This window comes from Exiguobacterium sp. s95, from assembly GCF_018618655.1.
GTDB classification, from domain to species: Bacteria; Bacillota; Bacilli; order Exiguobacteriales; family Exiguobacteriaceae; genus Exiguobacterium_A; species Exiguobacterium_A oxidotolerans.
Genome location: NZ_JACSMM010000013.1, coordinates 37,793 through 54,422, shown reverse-complemented (window position 1 = coordinate 54,422; position 16,630 = coordinate 37,793). Strand labels below are relative to the sequence as shown.

19 protein-coding genes and 1 other annotated feature are annotated in these 16,630 nt (G+C 47.7%); all 19 genes read left to right on the top strand.

The features are described from left to right. The first annotated feature begins 192 nt into the window (after positions 1 to 192). Entirely contained in the window at positions 193 to 648 is a 456-nt protein-coding gene (locus KNP99_RS14545) for a CtsR family transcriptional regulator (RefSeq protein WP_088835991.1), read from the top strand. A 17-nt stretch (positions 649 to 665) separates the two neighbouring features. After that, on the top strand, positions 666 to 1,094 hold the full coding sequence (locus KNP99_RS14540) for a hypothetical protein (protein WP_088835992.1): 429 nt from the start codon (positions 666 to 668) through the stop codon (positions 1,092 to 1,094). Further along, entirely contained in the window at positions 1,087 to 2,160 is a 1,074-nt protein-coding gene (locus KNP99_RS14535) for a protein arginine kinase (RefSeq protein WP_214771737.1), read from the top strand. Before KNP99_RS14540 ends, KNP99_RS14535 begins: the two co-directional genes overlap by 8 nt. After that, entirely contained in the window at positions 2,160 to 4,607 is a 2,448-nt protein-coding gene (gene clpC, locus KNP99_RS14530) for an ATP-dependent protease ATP-binding subunit ClpC (RefSeq protein WP_088835994.1), read from the top strand. Before KNP99_RS14535 ends, clpC begins: the two co-directional genes overlap by 1 nt. Positions 4,608 to 4,684: 77 nt before the next feature. Then, the gene (radA, locus tag KNP99_RS14525; RefSeq protein ID WP_029332236.1) at positions 4,685 to 6,061 is read left to right on the top strand and encodes a DNA repair protein RadA; all 1,377 of its coding nucleotides are present in this window, start codon (positions 4,685 to 4,687) and stop codon (positions 6,059 to 6,061) included. A 130-nt stretch (positions 6,062 to 6,191) separates the two neighbouring features. Continuing rightward, a complete protein-coding gene (locus tag KNP99_RS14520) occupies positions 6,192 to 7,283 on the top strand; it encodes a PIN/TRAM domain-containing protein (protein WP_088835995.1) in 1,092 nt (363 codons plus the stop codon). 51 nt (positions 7,284 to 7,334) lie between these two features. Next, positions 7,335 to 8,018 (top strand): 2-C-methyl-D-erythritol 4-phosphate cytidylyltransferase, encoded by a 684-nt coding sequence (gene ispD, locus KNP99_RS14515; protein WP_215193340.1) that lies wholly within the window; start codon positions 7,335 to 7,337, stop codon positions 8,016 to 8,018. Between the two features lie 2 nt (positions 8,019 to 8,020). Next, complete coding sequence (ispF, locus tag KNP99_RS14510) at positions 8,021 to 8,503, top strand: 2-C-methyl-D-erythritol 2,4-cyclodiphosphate synthase (RefSeq protein ID WP_029332239.1); 483 nt, start codon at positions 8,021 to 8,023, stop codon at positions 8,501 to 8,503. Positions 8,504 to 8,547: 44 nt separating this feature from the next. Further along, positions 8,548 to 9,993, top strand: a complete 1,446-nt coding sequence (gene gltX, locus KNP99_RS14505) for a glutamate--tRNA ligase (RefSeq protein WP_214767893.1) — start codon at positions 8,548 to 8,550, stop codon at positions 9,991 to 9,993. Beyond that, positions 9,993 to 10,210: a binding site (T-box leader), on the top strand. Its footprint overlaps the gene before it by 1 nt. Before the next feature lie 45 nt (positions 10,211 to 10,255). Beyond that, the gene (gene cysE, locus KNP99_RS14500; RefSeq protein WP_214805997.1) at positions 10,256 to 10,939 is read left to right on the top strand and encodes a serine O-acetyltransferase; all 684 of its coding nucleotides are present in this window, start codon (positions 10,256 to 10,258) and stop codon (positions 10,937 to 10,939) included. Beyond that, the gene (gene cysS, locus KNP99_RS14495) at positions 10,893 to 12,290 is read left to right on the top strand and encodes a cysteine--tRNA ligase (RefSeq protein WP_088835999.1); all 1,398 of its coding nucleotides are present in this window, start codon (positions 10,893 to 10,895) and stop codon (positions 12,288 to 12,290) included. Before cysE ends, cysS begins: the two co-directional genes overlap by 47 nt. After that, entirely contained in the window at positions 12,287 to 12,691 is a 405-nt protein-coding gene (locus KNP99_RS14490; RefSeq protein WP_088836000.1) for a Mini-ribonuclease 3, read from the top strand. Before cysS ends, KNP99_RS14490 begins: the two co-directional genes overlap by 4 nt. Positions 12,692 to 12,770: 79 nt before the next feature. Next, the gene (rlmB, locus tag KNP99_RS14485) at positions 12,771 to 13,532 is read left to right on the top strand and encodes a 23S rRNA (guanosine(2251)-2'-O)-methyltransferase RlmB (RefSeq protein WP_088838388.1); all 762 of its coding nucleotides are present in this window, start codon (positions 12,771 to 12,773) and stop codon (positions 13,530 to 13,532) included. Beyond that, positions 13,529 to 14,059 (top strand): NYN domain-containing protein, encoded by a 531-nt coding sequence (locus tag KNP99_RS14480; protein WP_088836001.1) that lies wholly within the window; start codon positions 13,529 to 13,531, stop codon positions 14,057 to 14,059. The genes rlmB and KNP99_RS14480 overlap by 4 nt, the downstream gene beginning before the upstream one ends. A 179-nt stretch (positions 14,060 to 14,238) precedes the next feature. Then, the gene (gene sigH / locus KNP99_RS14475; protein WP_088836002.1) at positions 14,239 to 14,883 is read left to right on the top strand and encodes an RNA polymerase sporulation sigma factor SigH; all 645 of its coding nucleotides are present in this window, start codon (positions 14,239 to 14,241) and stop codon (positions 14,881 to 14,883) included. A gap of 156 nt (positions 14,884 to 15,039) precedes the next feature. Continuing rightward, the gene (gene rpmG / locus KNP99_RS14470) at positions 15,040 to 15,186 is read left to right on the top strand and encodes a 50S ribosomal protein L33 (RefSeq protein ID WP_029332247.1); all 147 of its coding nucleotides are present in this window, start codon (positions 15,040 to 15,042) and stop codon (positions 15,184 to 15,186) included. A 44-nt stretch (positions 15,187 to 15,230) separates the two neighbouring features. After that, entirely contained in the window at positions 15,231 to 15,401 is a 171-nt protein-coding gene (secE, locus tag KNP99_RS14465; RefSeq protein ID WP_029332248.1) for a preprotein translocase subunit SecE, read from the top strand. An 18-nt stretch (positions 15,402 to 15,419) separates the two neighbouring features. Continuing rightward, positions 15,420 to 15,971: a transcription termination/antitermination protein NusG gene (gene nusG, locus KNP99_RS14460; RefSeq protein WP_088836003.1), complete on the top strand. Its 552-nt coding sequence runs from the start codon at positions 15,420 to 15,422 to the stop codon at positions 15,969 to 15,971. A 149-nt stretch (positions 15,972 to 16,120) separates the two neighbouring features. Then, a complete protein-coding gene (rplK, locus tag KNP99_RS14455; RefSeq protein WP_012368996.1) occupies positions 16,121 to 16,546 on the top strand; it encodes a 50S ribosomal protein L11 in 426 nt (141 codons plus the stop codon). Positions 16,547 to 16,630 lie beyond the last annotated feature (84 nt).

The window sequence follows — 16,630 nt, the reverse complement described above, 5'->3', positions numbered from 1 at the left end:
ACGCCGAAAGTAGTTGGGGGCTTCCCCCTGTGAGGATAGGACGTTGCCAGGCAATTGAAAAAGACCGATCTGCATCTTGCAGGTCGGTCTTTTTGTGTATGTTCATTTAGAGTTAAATTATTTGCAATTCACTTTTAAGATGATTACTATTAAATCAAACAATAGTCAAAGATGGTCAGAGAGGTGGTGCCCATGCAAAACATCACAGATATCATCGAAGCCTATTTAAAACAAATCTTAAATGATGAAACAAAAGTTGAAATCAAACGTCAAGAAATTGCCCAGCGTTTTGATTGTGTTCCTTCCCAAATCAATTATGTCATCAACACACGTTTTACAGTCGAAAAAGGCTATTTTGTCGAAAGTAAGCGTGGTGGTGGAGGGTATATCCGGATTCAGAAAATCGTTTTGCTAGATAGTCACGATCTCTTAGACGAGATGAGTGCCTGGGTCGGTGATCAATTAACCGAACAGGCTGCTGAAGATTATTTGATTCGATTAATGAATGAACAATTATTAACGCGACGTGAAGCGATTATCATCCAAGCGTTGTTACGAAAAGAAAGTCTACCGATGGATGTAGAAGATCAACACCGGATGCGAGCGCATCTGATGCAATCACTTCTCCAAACCATCAAGCGATTGTAGCATTGGAGGAATGCCATATGCGATGTCAACGTTGTTTAGAGCGCGAGGCAATCGTACGTGTCAAACTTCCACAAGAAACGGAAGGAGCAGAGCGTGTTTTATGTTCTGTATGTGTCCGAGAGCTTGCGCGCGAGTATCAAGGTACAACGTGTCCTTCTTGTGGTATGACACGACAACAGTTGTTGCATTTGAGAAAAGTTGGTTGTGCGACGTGTTACACCGTATTTAAGGATGAAGTCGATGGAATGGTCCGTCAATTCCAGCATGGCCACTCCAAACATTATGGATCACGCCCTGATGAAGAATCAGTCGAAAAGCGTTTGAAGCAACAGTTAAGCCGGTTAAAAGAACAACTCAATCGGAAGGTCTTGTCAGAAGATTACGAAGAAGCTGAACTGATTAAACAACAGATTGTTAGCGTCGAGGAGGATTTGCGCCATGTTTAAAGAATTATTGACGCATCCTTTAAGTGAAAAAATGAATCAACAAGCCCCTTATGATGACATCGTCGTCTCGACACGGATTCGTTTAGCTCGAAATGCGATGCAATATCCGTTCTCGACGATGCTGTCGGAAAAAGAGGCGAATGAACTGATTGATGAAACGGAACGCCAGTTGAGTGGACTAAAAGGATTCCGATTTGGACGGGTCGACCAGGCGGATGCGCTGACACGGACTGCTTTAGTGGAAAAACATTTAATCAGTCCCGCACTTGCATCCCATCCACGGACGGGATTGTTCATTAGTGAAGATGAACAGATTAGCGTCATGGTGAATGAAGAAGATCATTTCCGGATTCAAACATTGTTTCCGGGTCTACAACTCGAAGAAGCTTTTCGGATCGCGAAACAAGTCGATCAATTGATTAGTGAACGTTTTAAGATTGCCTTTGATGATACACTCGGTTATTTGACAACCTGTCCGAGCAATGTCGGGACGGGACTTCGCGCTTCTGTCATGCTGCATCTACCTGGACTTGTCTTGACGAATCAAATTCAAGGATACGTCAAGCACTTGAGACAGCTTGGTTTTGCGATTCGTGGCCGGTATGGTGAAGGCAGCGACGCCTCTGGGCGGATGTTTCAACTGTCGAATCAACGGACTCTTGGAGCGAGTGAAGATATGCTGATTACGGATTATCTTTTTGCTGTTGAAGCATTAATTGAGGCAGAACAGGCCGCAAGAAAAGGATTAATGGAGATGTATCAAGAAGAACTAGAAGACCGGTTATACCGGTCGTATGGCATTTTAACATCCGCCCGTTTAATTACGGCACGAGAAGCAACGGAACGTCTATCCGATGTTCGCTTAGCAGATGGGCTAGGATTAGCTGTCAATCTCGCACCGAATGTGTTTCATCATTTACTTGTATCCTTACAAACAGGTTTTCTACAAAAGCATTTCGGGAATCAATTAACAACAAGAGAACGGGACATCGAGCGAGCGAATGTGATTCGTCAGATGTTAACCGAACAGAAACACAGGGATCACACACAAGGAGGTTTTGCGTAATGATGTTTGGACGATTCACAGAACGTGCCCAACGCGTACTCGCACTTGCACAGGAAGAAGCAGTACGACTCGGACACCATAATATCGGGACAGAACATATTTTACTCGGGCTTGTACGTGAAGGAGACGGGATTGCTGCGAAAGCTTTAACAGCACTCGGACTCAGTTCAGATAAAATTCAAATGGAAGTCGAAGCATTGATCGGTCGTGGACAAGATGGTGCGACGACGATTCACTATACGCCGCGCGCAAAAAAAGTCATCGAACTTTCAATGGATGAAGCACGTAAGCTCGGTCATTCGTATGTCGGCACGGAGCACCTCTTACTCGGCTTGATTCGTGAAGGTGAAGGTGTTGCGGCACGCGTCTTAAACAACCTTGGAATCAGTCTTTCTAAAGCACGTCAGCAAGTATTGCAACTGCTTGGGAACAGCGAAACGACAGCTAACGCATCACAAGCAGGCTCAGGCGTCGCGACGCCAACGCTAGATGGCTTGGCACGCGACTTGACGCAACAAGCACGTGAGACACGTCTCGACCCAGTCATCGGACGCGCAAAAGAAATTCAACGTGTCATCGAAGTCTTGAGTCGTCGGACGAAAAACAACCCGGTTTTGATTGGGGAGCCAGGTGTTGGTAAAACAGCTGTCGTCGAAGGACTCGCCCAACAAATCATCAACAATGAAGTGCCGGAAACGTTACGGAATAAACGCGTCATGGTTCTCGACATGGGGACGCTCGTCGCCGGGACGAAATACCGTGGTGAGTTCGAAGACCGTTTGAAAAAGGTCATGGATGAAATCCGTCAAGCTGGAAACATCATTCTCTTCATCGACGAATTGCACACATTGATTGGTGCAGGTGGAGCAGAAGGCGCAATCGATGCGTCAAACATTTTAAAACCATCACTCGCGCGCGGTGAACTCCAATGTATCGGTGCGACGACACTTGACGAATACCGCAAATATATCGAAAAAGATGCAGCGCTTGAGCGTCGTTTCCAACCAATTCAAGTCGCTGAACCAACAGCGAACGAAGCAACACAAATCTTGTTTGGTCTTCGTGACCGTTATGAAGCCCACCACCGTGTCACGATCACGGATGAAGCGATTCAAGAAGCGGTGACGCTTTCTGACCGTTACATCTCAGACCGTTTCCTACCGGATAAAGCAATCGACTTGATTGACGAAGCGGCTTCAAAAGTTCGTCTTCGTTCATATACAGCACCACCGAACTTAAAAGAAGTCGAAGCAAAACTTGAAGGCATCCGAAAAGATAAAGACGAAGCCGTCCAAAGCCAAGAATTCGAAAAAGCAGCAAGCTTACGCGACACAGAGCAAAAACTTCGCGATGAGCTCGAGCGCTTAAAAGAAGAATGGCAGAACAAACAAGGCAATGAGAAGCTTGAAGTCACAAAAGATGATATCGCGCAGGTCGTCGCGAGCTGGACGGGCGTACCCGTAACGAAAATCGCTGAAGAAGAAACCGATCGTTTGCTCCGTCTCGAAGAAATTCTTCATAGTCGGGTCATCGGTCAAAATGAAGCGGTCAAATCAATCTCAAAAGCAATCCGTCGCGCACGTGCCGGACTCAAAGATCCTAAACGTCCAATCGGTTCATTCATCTTCCTCGGTCCAACGGGTGTCGGTAAAACAGAGCTTGCCCGTGCCGTCGCAGAATCGATGTTTGGTGACGAGGATGCCATCATCCGAATCGACATGTCAGAATACATGGAGAAACATGCAACAAGCCGACTCGTCGGTTCACCTCCTGGATATGTCGGATATGAAGAAGGCGGTCAATTGACTGAAAAAGTACGCCGTAAACCGTACTCCGTCATCTTGCTTGATGAAATTGAAAAAGCTCACCCTGAAGTCTTCAACATCTTGCTTCAAGTGCTCGATGATGGACGTCTTACGGATTCAAAAGGCCGGACAGTCGATTTCCGTAATACGATCATCGTCATGACGTCGAACGTCGGTGCAAGTGCCCTCAAACGGAATAAATACGTCGGGTTCACAGTGTCGGACGATACGGACCGCGAATACAAAGACATGAAGGGGAAAGTGATGGACGAACTGAAGAAAGCCTTCCGTCCTGAGTTCTTGAACCGGATTGACGAAACGATCGTCTTCCACTCACTTGAGAAAAAACACATCGAAGAGATCGTCAAACTCATGGCGAAGACTCTCGAAAAACGCCTTGCGGAACAACAGGTTCACTTTGAATTGACACCTGCCGCGCTTTCGAAGATTGCCGACATCGGATACGACCCAGAATACGGAGCTCGCCCAATCCGTCGTGCACTTCAACGAGAAGCTGAGGATCGTTTGTCGGAAGCATTGCTTGCGGGAGACATTCAAAAAGGAGAACGTGTTGCACTTGATGTAGAAAACGATGAATTCATCGTCCGCCGCCACCAAGTGGAACCGGCAACGACAGAATAAGTGATCAACAGGGTCCAGCTTTCGCAAGTACGAAGCGAAAGCTGGGCTTTTTCTTGGATAGAGAAAGGATGAACAGAGTGGCTAAAATGAAGACGAAATTTGTTTGCCAAAGCTGTGGGACGGAGTCACCGAAATGGATGGGACGCTGCTCCGGCTGTGGGGAATGGAATACGATGGTCGAAGAAGTCGTCGAGGAGAAGAAAGCACGACGCGGTTCCGCTTTTGTCCATACGACGACGAAACAATTGAAACCGGAACGTCTCGCAAATATCGTCTCACAAGAAGAAAGTCGTGTCTTCACGGGGAGTAGTGAATTTGACCGTGTGCTCGGCGGCGGGATTGTGCCCGGATCGATGGTCCTCGTCGGAGGTGACCCGGGGATTGGGAAATCGACGATTCTGTTACAGACAAGTGCTCGCCTTGCACAACGCGGCGAAAAAGTCCTCTATATCTCAGGTGAGGAATCGCTCAAACAGACAAAACTCCGCGCTGAACGGCTCGGTTTACCGACTCAAGACTTATTCGTGCTCAGTGAAACGGACATGAATATGATTGAGCGGGTCGTCGACGAAGAAAAACCAGGCTTTTTAATCATCGACTCGATTCAAACGGTCTATATCGATGAAATTCAGTCTGCCCCTGGTAGCGTCACGCAAGTACGTGAATGTACGGCGATGCTGATGAAAATCGCGAAGAGTCGCGGCATTGCCATCTTTATCGTCGGTCACGTCACGAAACAAGGTTCGATTGCCGGACCCCGTTTGCTCGAACACATGGTCGATGCCGTCCTGTACTTCGAAGGGGAACGTCACCATACGTTCCGGATTCTCCGTGCCGTCAAAAACCGGTTTGGTTCGACGAACGAGATTGGAATCTTTGAAATGCGGGAGTCTGGTTTAGAAGAAGTCTTGAATCCATCGGAGATCTTCCTCGAGGAGCGGACGTCCGGTGTATCGGGTTCGACAATCGTTGCTTCGATGGAGGGGACACGGACTGTTCTCGTTGAGTTACAAGCCCTGATTTCACCGACATCATTCGGTAATCCACGCCGTATGGCAACAGGGATTGACCAAAATAAAGTGGCCTTGCTGATGGCAGTGCTTGAGAAACGATCTGGTTTACTGCTCCAGACACAAGATGCCTATTTGAAAGCAGCTGGTGGCGTCAAGCTCGATGAACCGGCGATTGACCTCGCCGTCTGTGTCGCGATTGCCTCGAGTTTTCGCGACAAGCCGACACGTCCGACAGATGTCGTCATTGGTGAAGTAGGTTTGACGGGAGAAGTCCGGCGCGTCTCACGGATTGAGCAACGCGTCGCAGAAGCTGCGAAGCTCGGATTCACACGAGCCATCATTCCGAAAAACAATCTCGGGGGATGGACCTATCCGGACGGCATCACGGTCATCGGTGTCGAAAGTGTTGACGAAGCGTTACGCGAAACCATCCCGTTTTAAACGCCTGAAATGTAGGAAAAGATGGGGAGGCTGTAATGGATATGTAAACAGTTTCCCCACCTTAAGGCGTAGGTGATTCAAATAAATACATGTTACAATGAACTTAAAATAATAGAAGGAGGTGGGAAGATTGAAAATCATCATTCGAATCTTTTTCGCGTTACTCGGTCTTGCGCTTGGTGTCTTGTTATTGCCCCAGTTATTTCAATTAATTGAAGCGGCGACAGGGATGACTTTCCCGGAATGGTTGATGACGACATACGTAACCGGAACGATTGGTGCACTCATATTTTTATTAATTGGATTATTCATTACGGATGCGGTTATTCGACTTCTCCGATTTTTAGAAGAAAAACTAGTAAAGGCGCCCGCTGCAGATTTATTCTTTGGAACATTTGGTCTCTTGCTAGGTCTCGTGATGGCATTTCTCGTCAGCATGTTGATTGAACTTGTCGGGATTCCGCTGCTTAGTAATGTCTTAACCATTTTCGCGACTGCCTTATTCGGATACCTCGGCTTTACGGTCGGATATCGCAAACGGCATGAGTTGACGAAAATCTTTTTACGGTCAAACAGTAGTAACTCGGATAAAAAGTCGACACCGGAACCCGTTGTTGTCGCAAAATCAAACAGTAAAGTACTCGATACGAGTGTTATCATCGATGGACGGATCACAGATATCGCGAAGACCGGATTTGTTGAAGGGAAACTGATCGTTCCGCAGTTCGTGATTGGGGAACTTCAATACATTGCCGATTCATCGGATACATTAAAACGAAATCGTGGACGCCGGGGGCTTGACGTCTTAAAAGAACTCCAATCAATCCCTGGAATGGAAGTCGAAATTTATGATGGTGACTTCGAGGATGTACCAGAAGTCGACATCAAACTGATTAAGCTGGCAGAGTTGATGAAAGGAATTGTCGTTACGAACGATTACAACTTGAATAAAGTGTGTGAAGTCCGGAACGTACCCGTCTTGAACATCAATGATTTAGCAAATGCCGTCAAGCAAGTTGTGATTCCGGGTGAAGAGATGATGGTGCTTGTCATCAAAGAAGGAAAAGAGCAAAAGCAAGGGATTGCCTACCTCGAAGATGGCACGATGGTCGTCGTCGAAGGTGGTAAACACTTGATTTCGAAAACGATTGGTGTTGTCGTGACGAGTGTCCTTCAGACGTCTGCTGGACGGATGATTTTTGCGAAGCCACAAGAAAAATAAGGGACTGCCACAACTGTGGCAGTCTTTACTTATGAGAAAAGAGGGAATGCAGTGATAGAACAGACATACCGCGTCGTCATTCCGGCAGCTGGTGCCGGAAAAAGAATGGGCGCAGATCGTAATAAACTGATGCTGCTGTTACGGGACCGTTCAATCATTGAGTGGACACTCGATGTGTTTGAAGCCGATCCCTTATGTGAAGAAATCATTCTTGCCATCAATCCGGCGGAACAAGTCTGGTTTGAGCAAGTGACGGACCGATACGCAACGCCTGTACGCCTTGTTGCCGGAGGACGGGAACGGCAACAAAGTGTCTTACGCGGACTGGAAGTCATCGAAGCACCCGGTATCGTGTTGATTCATGACGGCGCCCGGCCATTCATCGAACAGACAGCGATTCATGCCGTCGTCGCGGCGGCAGTCGAGCACAAAGCAGCGATTCTCGCCGTCCCGGTCAAAGATACGGTCAAACGGATCATCGGAGAGACGATCGTCGAAACGGTTCCGCGTGACGAACTGATGGCAGCTCAAACACCGCAAGCCTTCGATCTCGACACGATCCGAACCGTCCATCAAAAAGCAGCAGAACACTATTTAGGTACAGATGATGCAAGTTTGATAGAATGGGACGGAGGAAAGGTGACGCTCGTCACCGGTCAGTATGAAAATATTAAAGTGACGACACCGGATGATTTATGGTTTGGTGAAGCGATCTTAATGAAACGAGGGAAATAACGATGATTCGAATTGGACAAGGTTTTGATGTACATGCATTCGCAGAAGATCGGAAACTCATTTTAGGTGGGATTGAAATCCCACATACGAAAGGATTACTCGGTCACTCGGATGCAGACGTCTTGCTCCATACGATTGCGGATGCAGCACTCGGAGCGATTGCAGAAGGGGATATCGGCAAACATTTTCCGGACACCGATCCTGAGTTCAAAGATGCGGACTCTGCTAAACTGCTCGAACATGTCTATGCACTCGTCAAGCGTAAAGGATATGAATTGAGTAACTTAGACGCGACCGTCATCGCGCAAGCGCCTAAATTACGCCCGTACATCGATACGATGCGTGCGCGGATTGCGGAACTGCTTGAAGCGGACATCGAGCAGATCAATGTCAAAGCGACGACAACGGAATGGCTCGGGTTTACAGGGCGTGAAGAAGGAATTGCGTGCCAAGCTGTGATTCTGCTGAAACGAATCGAAGAATAAGGTATACTAATTAAGCGAATTTGAGACTAAAGGAGTGATCGGCAATGGCAGAAGTACGTGTACGTTATGCACCAAGTCCGACCGGGCACCTTCATATTGGGAATGCACGGACGGCTTTATTCAACTATTTGTTCGCACGTCATGCGGGCGGGAAAATGATTTTACGGATTGAGGATACGGACCAAAAACGAAACATTGATGGTGGCGTTGAAAGTCAGATGAAGTACCTCGAATGGCTCGGAATCGATTGGGATGAAGGTCCAGGCCGCGGTGGCGATTACGGCCCTTACTTCCAAATGGAACGGCTTGATCTTTATCAAAAATACACAGACGAGTTACTTGAAAAAGGACTCGCTTACCGTTGCTACATGACCTCGGAAGAACTTGAGGCGGAACGTGAAGCACAAATCGCACGTGGTGAAGCACCGCGTTATTCAGGTGCACACCGAGATTTATCGCAAGAACAAGAAGACGCATTTGTCGCAGAAGGACGGACACCATCGATTCGGATTCGTGTACCGGAAAGCGTGACATATACGTGGAACGATATCGTCAAAGAAGACGTATCGTTTGAATCAAAAGACTTCGGGGACTGGGTCATCGTCAAAAAAGACGGGATTCCGACGTATAACTTCGCCGTTGTCGTCGACGATCACTTGATGGCAATCAGCCATGTCTTACGTGGAGACGACCACATCTCGAACACGCCGAAACAGATGATGATTTATGATGCGTTCGGTTGGGAGTATCCAACATTTGGTCACATGACGCTCATCGTCAACGAAGAGCATAAAAAACTGTCGAAACGTGATCAATCAATCATTCAGTACATCGAGCAGTATAAAGACCTCGGGTATCTCCCGGAAGCGTTACTTAACTTCGTGACGTTGCTTGGTTGGTCGCCGGTCGGAGAACAAGAAATCTTTACGAAAGAAGAATTCATCGAAATCTTTGATGCGTCCCGCCTGTCGAAGAGTCCAGCTGTTTTCGATCAACAAAAACTCGCTTGGATCAATGGGCAGTACATGAAACATCAATCGTTCGAAGAAGTATTCGAAGCGAGTCTTCCATTCCTTCAAGCAGCAGGACGCGTCTCAAACGAGCCGTCAGCAGAAGAACTCGACTGGGCGAAGAACCTCGTCGGACTTTACCGTGAGCAGATGACACACGGAGCGGAAGTCGTTGAGCTTTCAGAGATGTTTTTTGAAGATGAAGTGGTGTATGATGAAGAAGCAAACACTGTCTTGAGTGGCGAAACGGTTCCGACCGTCTTAGCTGAATTCGCGAACCAATTGCGGACACTTGAAGAGTGGACGCCGGAAGCGATCAAAGCATCGATTAAGGCAACACAAAAAGCAACCGGTCAAAAAGGAAAAAATCTGTTCATGCCAATCCGCGTCGCAACGACGGGGCAAACACATGGTCCAGAACTTCCGAATACGATTCAACTATTAGGAAAAGACCGCGTACTTGCGCGACTAGACGTATAAATAAAGCGTAGATGAGGAAAGTAGTGTCAATGTTTCTTCTCCAGAGACAAGCTTGTGTGGTGCGAGAGCTTGAAGAAAATTGCCATGAAATGCCCCTCTGAGTGCTACCCGAAATCAGTGAGAGTAGGCGTAGACGTATCTCCGGCGTTAACGGACACGGAGAGGGACGATTGATTCGTCCAAACAGAGTGGGACCGCGCTAATTAGCGTCTCTGTGCAGCGATGCACGGAGGCGCTTTTTCTTATGGAGAGGAGATTGAACATGACACGTATACGAGAAGACATTCGCAATGTATTCAACCAAGACCCGTCTGCACGCAGTAGCATTGAAGTCATCTTGACGTACCCCGGCTTACATGCGATTTGGATGCACCGTGTAGCCCATCGGTTATGGAAGTTGAACTTAAAGTTACTGGGGCGAAGCATTTCACAGTTCAGCCGCTTCTTGACAGGGATCGAAATTCATCCGGGTGCGACGATTGGTCGTCGCTTCTTCATCGACCATGGGATGGGTGTCGTCATCGGAGAAACAGCCATCATCGGCGACGATGTGACGATTTTTCAAGGCGTGACGCTCGGCGGGACGGGCAAAGAGACGGGCAAACGTCATCCGACGCTCGGTAATGGCGTGCTCGTTTCAGCCGGAGCACGTGTACTCGGTGATATTTCGGTCGGGGATGCATCAAAAATCGGGGCAAGCTCAGTCGTCCTAAAAGACGTCCCTGCTAACGCAACCGTCGTCGGGATTCCGGGACGTGTCGTCATCCAGGACGGAATGAAAGTCGAGGCCCCTCTCGATCACCGTCTACCGGATCCCGTTAGTGAGTGCCAGGAACGGATTGAAATTGAAATCGATGAACTAAAACGGGAAATTGAACGAATCAAAGGAGGACTTCGGAATGATACAACTCTACAACAGCATGACCGGAAAAAAGGAACCATTTAAACCGTTAGAAGAAGGTAAGGTCAAGATGTACGTCTGTGGACCGACCGTCTATAACTATATCCACATTGGTAATGCCCGCCCGGCAATTGTCTTCGATACAGTCCGCCGCTACTTTACGTACCGCGGTTATGAGGTTCAGTACGTCTCGAACTTTACGGATGTCGATGATAAAATCATTCGGACGGCAAATGAACTCGGTGAAGATTATCATGACTTAACGAAACGTTTCATTGCCGCGTATCATGCAGATACTGGAGCTTTGAACGTGCAACAAGCGGACGTCCATCCGCTCGTTACGGAGACGATGGATGATATCATCGACTTCATCAAAGTTCTCGTTGAAAAAGGGAATGCCTATGCTTCAGGTGGAGATGTCTACTTCCGGACACGGAGTTTTGAGACGTATGGTCAGTTGAGTCAGCAATCGATTGATGAATTACAATCGGGCGCGCGGATTGAAGTCGGCGAGAAAAAAGAAGATCCACTCGATTTCGTTCTTTGGAAAGCCGTTAAGCCGGACGAACCGTCTTGGACAAGTCCATGGGGTGAAGGACGTCCGGGCTGGCACATCGAGTGCTCGGCGATGGCAAAGAAATACCTTGGCGATACGATTGATATCCATGCCGGTGGACAAGACTTGAAATTCCCGCACCATGAAAATGAAATTGCCCAGTCGGAAGCATGCAATTCTCAAAAATTCGCGAACTACTGGATGCACAATGGATTCGTCAACATCGAAAACGAGAAGATGTCGAAATCACTCGGAAACTTTTTGACGGTCCATGAAGCGATTCAAGTCGTCGATCCAATGGTCTTACGCTTCTTCATGCTGTCTGTTCAGTATCGCCATCCGATCAACTACAGCCGTGAGCTGATTGATCAAGCGGTCAACGGTCTCGCGCGAATTCGGGAGTCGGTCGCAAACGTCGAGCATCGTCTCGCGATGACGGCAGATCTCGGAACGGCAAACGAAAAATGGTTGAAGCGGATTGAAGACATCAAGCAACATTTCATCACGTCGATGGATGATGACTTCAATACAGCGAATGCTGTAACGGATTTGTTCGATTTATCGAAAGAAGCAAATCTTTATCTTGCAGAAGCACAAGTGTCAAAAGAAGTTCTTGAGCGCTTCCTGACCGTTTTCAATGAATTGTCGGGCGTATTAGGTGTAACGTTGACGGTCGACCGCGGACTGCTCGACGAAGAAGTCGAACAGTTGATCACAGAACGAAACGAAGCACGGAAAAATCGTGATTTCGGACGGGCAGATGAAATCCGCGATCAGTTACGCGACCAGGGCATCTTGCTTGAAGATACAGCACAAGGGATGCGGTGGAAGCGCGGATGAAGAACTATAAACAATTGAACGCGCTCGCGCTCGCCTATATGGGAGACGTCGTCTATGAGATGCATGTAAGAGAGCGACTACTTGACCGTGGTTTCGTCAAACCAGGCGAGTTGCATCAAGCAGCGGTCCAGTATGTCCGGGCGCAAGCACAGGCGACCGTCGTTACACATTGGCTCAATCAGGGAACACTGACAGAAGAGGAACAAGCCGTCGTCCGGCGTGGGAAAAATGCGAAGTCCGGTTCTGTACCAAAAAGTACGGATGTCCATACGTACCGCTACGCGACGGCGTTCGAAGCATTGTTAGGCTACATTTATCTTTCAGAAGGAGGGGATCGTCTTGAAGAACTCATCGGGCAAGCGTTCGAATTACTCGAAGCCGAAACGACAGACGGAAAATAACCCAGTCGATCAAGGACAGCGCCCTAAGACTGGCGAAAAACGAAAACGTGTTGAAAAGAAACAAGAGGACCCGGTCGTCATCGAACCACTCGCGGAAGGGCAGGATTTCCTTTACGGACGAAATCCTGTTCTCGAAGCGTTACGAAGTGGACGCGAAATGAATAAACTCTTTATCCAGGAAGGTCAACAAAAAGGTCCACTCGCCGTCATCCACGCGATGGCGCAAGAAGCGAATGTCCAAATTCAAATCGTCCCCCGTTCAAAACTGCATGGTCTGACAGGGAGCGACAACCACCAAGGTGTCGTTGCGGCAGTTGCCGCCTATGAATACGCGGAACTCGACGATATCTTTGCCCTAGCAGAGAAGAAGGATGAGACACCACTCATCGTCTTACTCGACGAGCTGGAAGACCCGCATAACCTCGGTTCGATTCTTCGGACGGCAGACGCTGTCGGTGCGCACGGGGTCATCATTCCGAAACGCCGCTCGGTCGGATTGACACAAGTCGTCGCAAAAGCATCGACGGGTGCAATCGAGCATATTCCGGTCGTTCGCGTGACGAACTTAACGCGGACGATGGAAGACCTTAAGAAAAAAGGACTTTGGTTCGTCGGGACGGATGCGCGTGAAAGTGATGATTACCGGACGCTTGACGGAACGATGCCGCTTGGAATCGTCATTGGTAGTGAAGGAAAAGGGATGAGTCGCCTCGTCCGAGAGAAATGTGATTTCCTTGTCCACCTTCCGATGGCGGGCCATGTCACGTCACTCAATGCTTCCGTTGCCGCGTCACTCTTATTGTATGAAGTGTACCGGACGAGAAAGCCGTACGCGCGATGAAATATGACCGTCTGATCGTTGATGGCTACAATATCATTGGCGCATGGCCGGAATTCCGGACATTGCGGGAGCAAGATTTTGAATTAGCACGGGAACGATTGGTCGATGCAATGGCGGAATATCAGGCAGTGACAGGAATTAGTGTCACCATCGTCTTTGATGCCTATCTTCAGCCGGGGCGCGAGTCACGCTTAAAAAAGAGTGGACTCGAGGTCATTTATACACGCGAGAATGAAACTGCTGACGAATGGATAGAAAAAACGGCAGCCGAGTGGTTACAAGACATCCGTGTCAAGCTGACGGTCGCGACGAACGACTTCACGGAACAATGGGTGATCTTTACGCTCGGCGCACTCCGCATCTCGGCACAAGAGTTGAGACGGGACTGGAAAGCAGCGGTCGCCGTCATTCAGGGACAGACGACGATGTCGAAGACGAGCAAGAAACCGCGGTCGACAATCGATTTGCCGGCAGATGTCATCGAACGGCTTGAACAAATCCGAAGAAGAAAAAATTCAGATCAGTAAGGGGGTCTCCCCTTAAAAATAAACCGTTTTCTTGACGTACCTGTCGAGAAGGCGGTTTTTTTAAGGGCGAAACACAGATAAAAAGAGGTCATGCCAATTTTCACTGTCGCAGGATAGGAAATTATTGTATAATTGTAGGCAATTGATTAGTTCGTCATAGAAGCTTGGAGGGATGAAGGATGAGTTTGGTTTCGTTCGACCAGTTTGAGTGCATGTCTGATGAGGCGCTTGTGGAACAAGCGAAGGTATTCGATAATAGCGATGCCCTTGAATTTTTGATCGAGCGCTATCGTAACTTCGTACGTGCGAAGGCCCGGTCATATTTTTTGATTGGTGCGGACCGCGAAGATATCATTCAAGAAGGTATGATTGGCCTATACAAAGCAGTACGTGACTACCGGACTGATAAGTTGGCTTCTTTTAAAGGATTTGCCGAACTCTGCATCACACGGCAAATGATCACGGCAATCAAGACGGCGACCCGTCAAAAACATATTCCTCTCAATTCGTACATCTCGCTCGATAAACCAATTTATGATGATGAATCTTCTGAACGGACGTTGCTTGATATCATCACTTCGACGGCACCATCGGATCCGCAAATCTTGATTGTCAACCGAGAAGAGTATGCAGACATCGAAACGAAGATGGATGAAATTCTTAGTGACTTAGAACGAAAAGTGTTGGCACTTTATCTCGACGGAAGAACGTACCAAGAGATTTCGGATGATCTCGATCGCCACGTCAAATCAATTGATAACGCGTTACAGCGTGTCAAACGGAAACTGGAGCGATACCTCGAGGCACGTGAGTTGATTGTCTAACCGCGAGGTGGATTGACCAATCCGACTACCGTATGCTACTGTATAAATAGCGCCTTACTAGCGAGACGCCGCTCATAGGCGTTTTTTTTTACGCTCTTTTTTGGAGGAATCTCCTCCGTTCGAGAGAGAGAGCGGCAAAGAAGGAGGTCTTTTGAGATGGCGAAGAAAGTAGGCCTTGCTTGTGATATTTGCGGTGCCCGCGATTATACGACGATGAAAAAAGAGGATGTCACAGTCCGCTTGGAATTGAAAAAATTCTGTCGGCGTTGTAACGCGCATACGATTCATAAAGAAGCGAAATAAGGCTTCATCTATCCCGATTTAATACATCCTGGAGGGAAAGTACGATGAAATTTTTGCGTGACGTATGGAATGAACTGAAAAAGACGAGCTGGCCAAAACGAAAAGAATTGACGAAGTACACATTGACGGTAATCGGTATGGTTATCTTCATGGGCGTCTTCATCTTTGGTATCGATTCTGGTCTCAGCGCACTCATGAGTTGGTTGATTAAGTAAAAGAAGAGGTGGCGTACCATGGATAAACAGTGGTTTGTCGTCCAAACGTACTCTGGATTCGAAAACAACGTCAAGGCTAACCTTGAACGTCGGATCGAGTCTATGAACATGGACGAGAAAATCTTCCGTGTACTCGTTCCGATTGAAACGGTACAGGAAGAAGTAACGAATAAAAAAGGCGAAACAAAAATCAAAGAGCGTGAAGTTAAGATTTTCCCGGGGTATGTCCTCGTTGAAATGGTCATGACGGATGATTCTTGGTATGTTGTTCGTAACACACCGAACGTAACCGGATTCCTCGGTTCAGTGGGTGGTGGATCGAAACCGACGCCGCTTCTTCCTGAAGAAGCTGAAAACATCCTTGGTTCAATGGGACTTGTCGACATGAAGAGTCGTTATGACTACTCACTCGGTCAAATCGTCCGAATCAAAGAGGGTGCCTTCGAGAACCTTGAAGGAACGGTTGAAGAGCTTGATACAGAAACAGAAAAAATGAAAGTTTCTGTAGATATGTTCGGTCGCGAAACGAAAGTAGAACTCGATTTTTCACAAGTTGAAAAAATCGATTAAGTTTCCTATTGCGAATGTTTTGTTTTAATGGTACAATTTTTCCTGTTTGATGTTGTGCTTATTTCGATAAATAACTCGTCGAATAGAATGAGTGGGAGGACGCGCAACGTCCAATTAAACCACATTAAAGAATTAAGGAGGTGTGTCTCGTGGCGAAGAAGGTTATGAAACTAGTTAAACTTCAAATTCCTGCGGGCAAAGCAAACCCAGCTCCACCAGTTGGACCGGCACTCGGTCAAGCAGGTGTGAACATCATGGGCTTCTGTAAAGAGTTCAACGCTCGTACACAAGACCAAGCCGGCTTGATTATCCCTGTAGTCATCACGGTTTTTGAAGATCGTTCATTTACGTTTATTACTAAAACTCCACCAGCAGCAGTTCTCTTGAAGAAAGCAGCTGGAATCGAGAGCGGTTCAGGCGAGCCTAACCGTAAGAAAGTAGCGACTGTCAAACGTGACAAAGTTCGCGAAATCGCTGAAACGAAAATGCCAGACCTCAACGCAGCATCTGTTGAAACAGCGATGTTGATGGTTGAAGGTACTGCACGTTCTATGGGTATCGTAATCGAAGACTAAGTCTTTCGAATTACAATGAACAACGATGAGGGTCGCAGGCGGATAGTTAATTGAAGCCTTGCTACCCTTTCATTATGTGGGAGG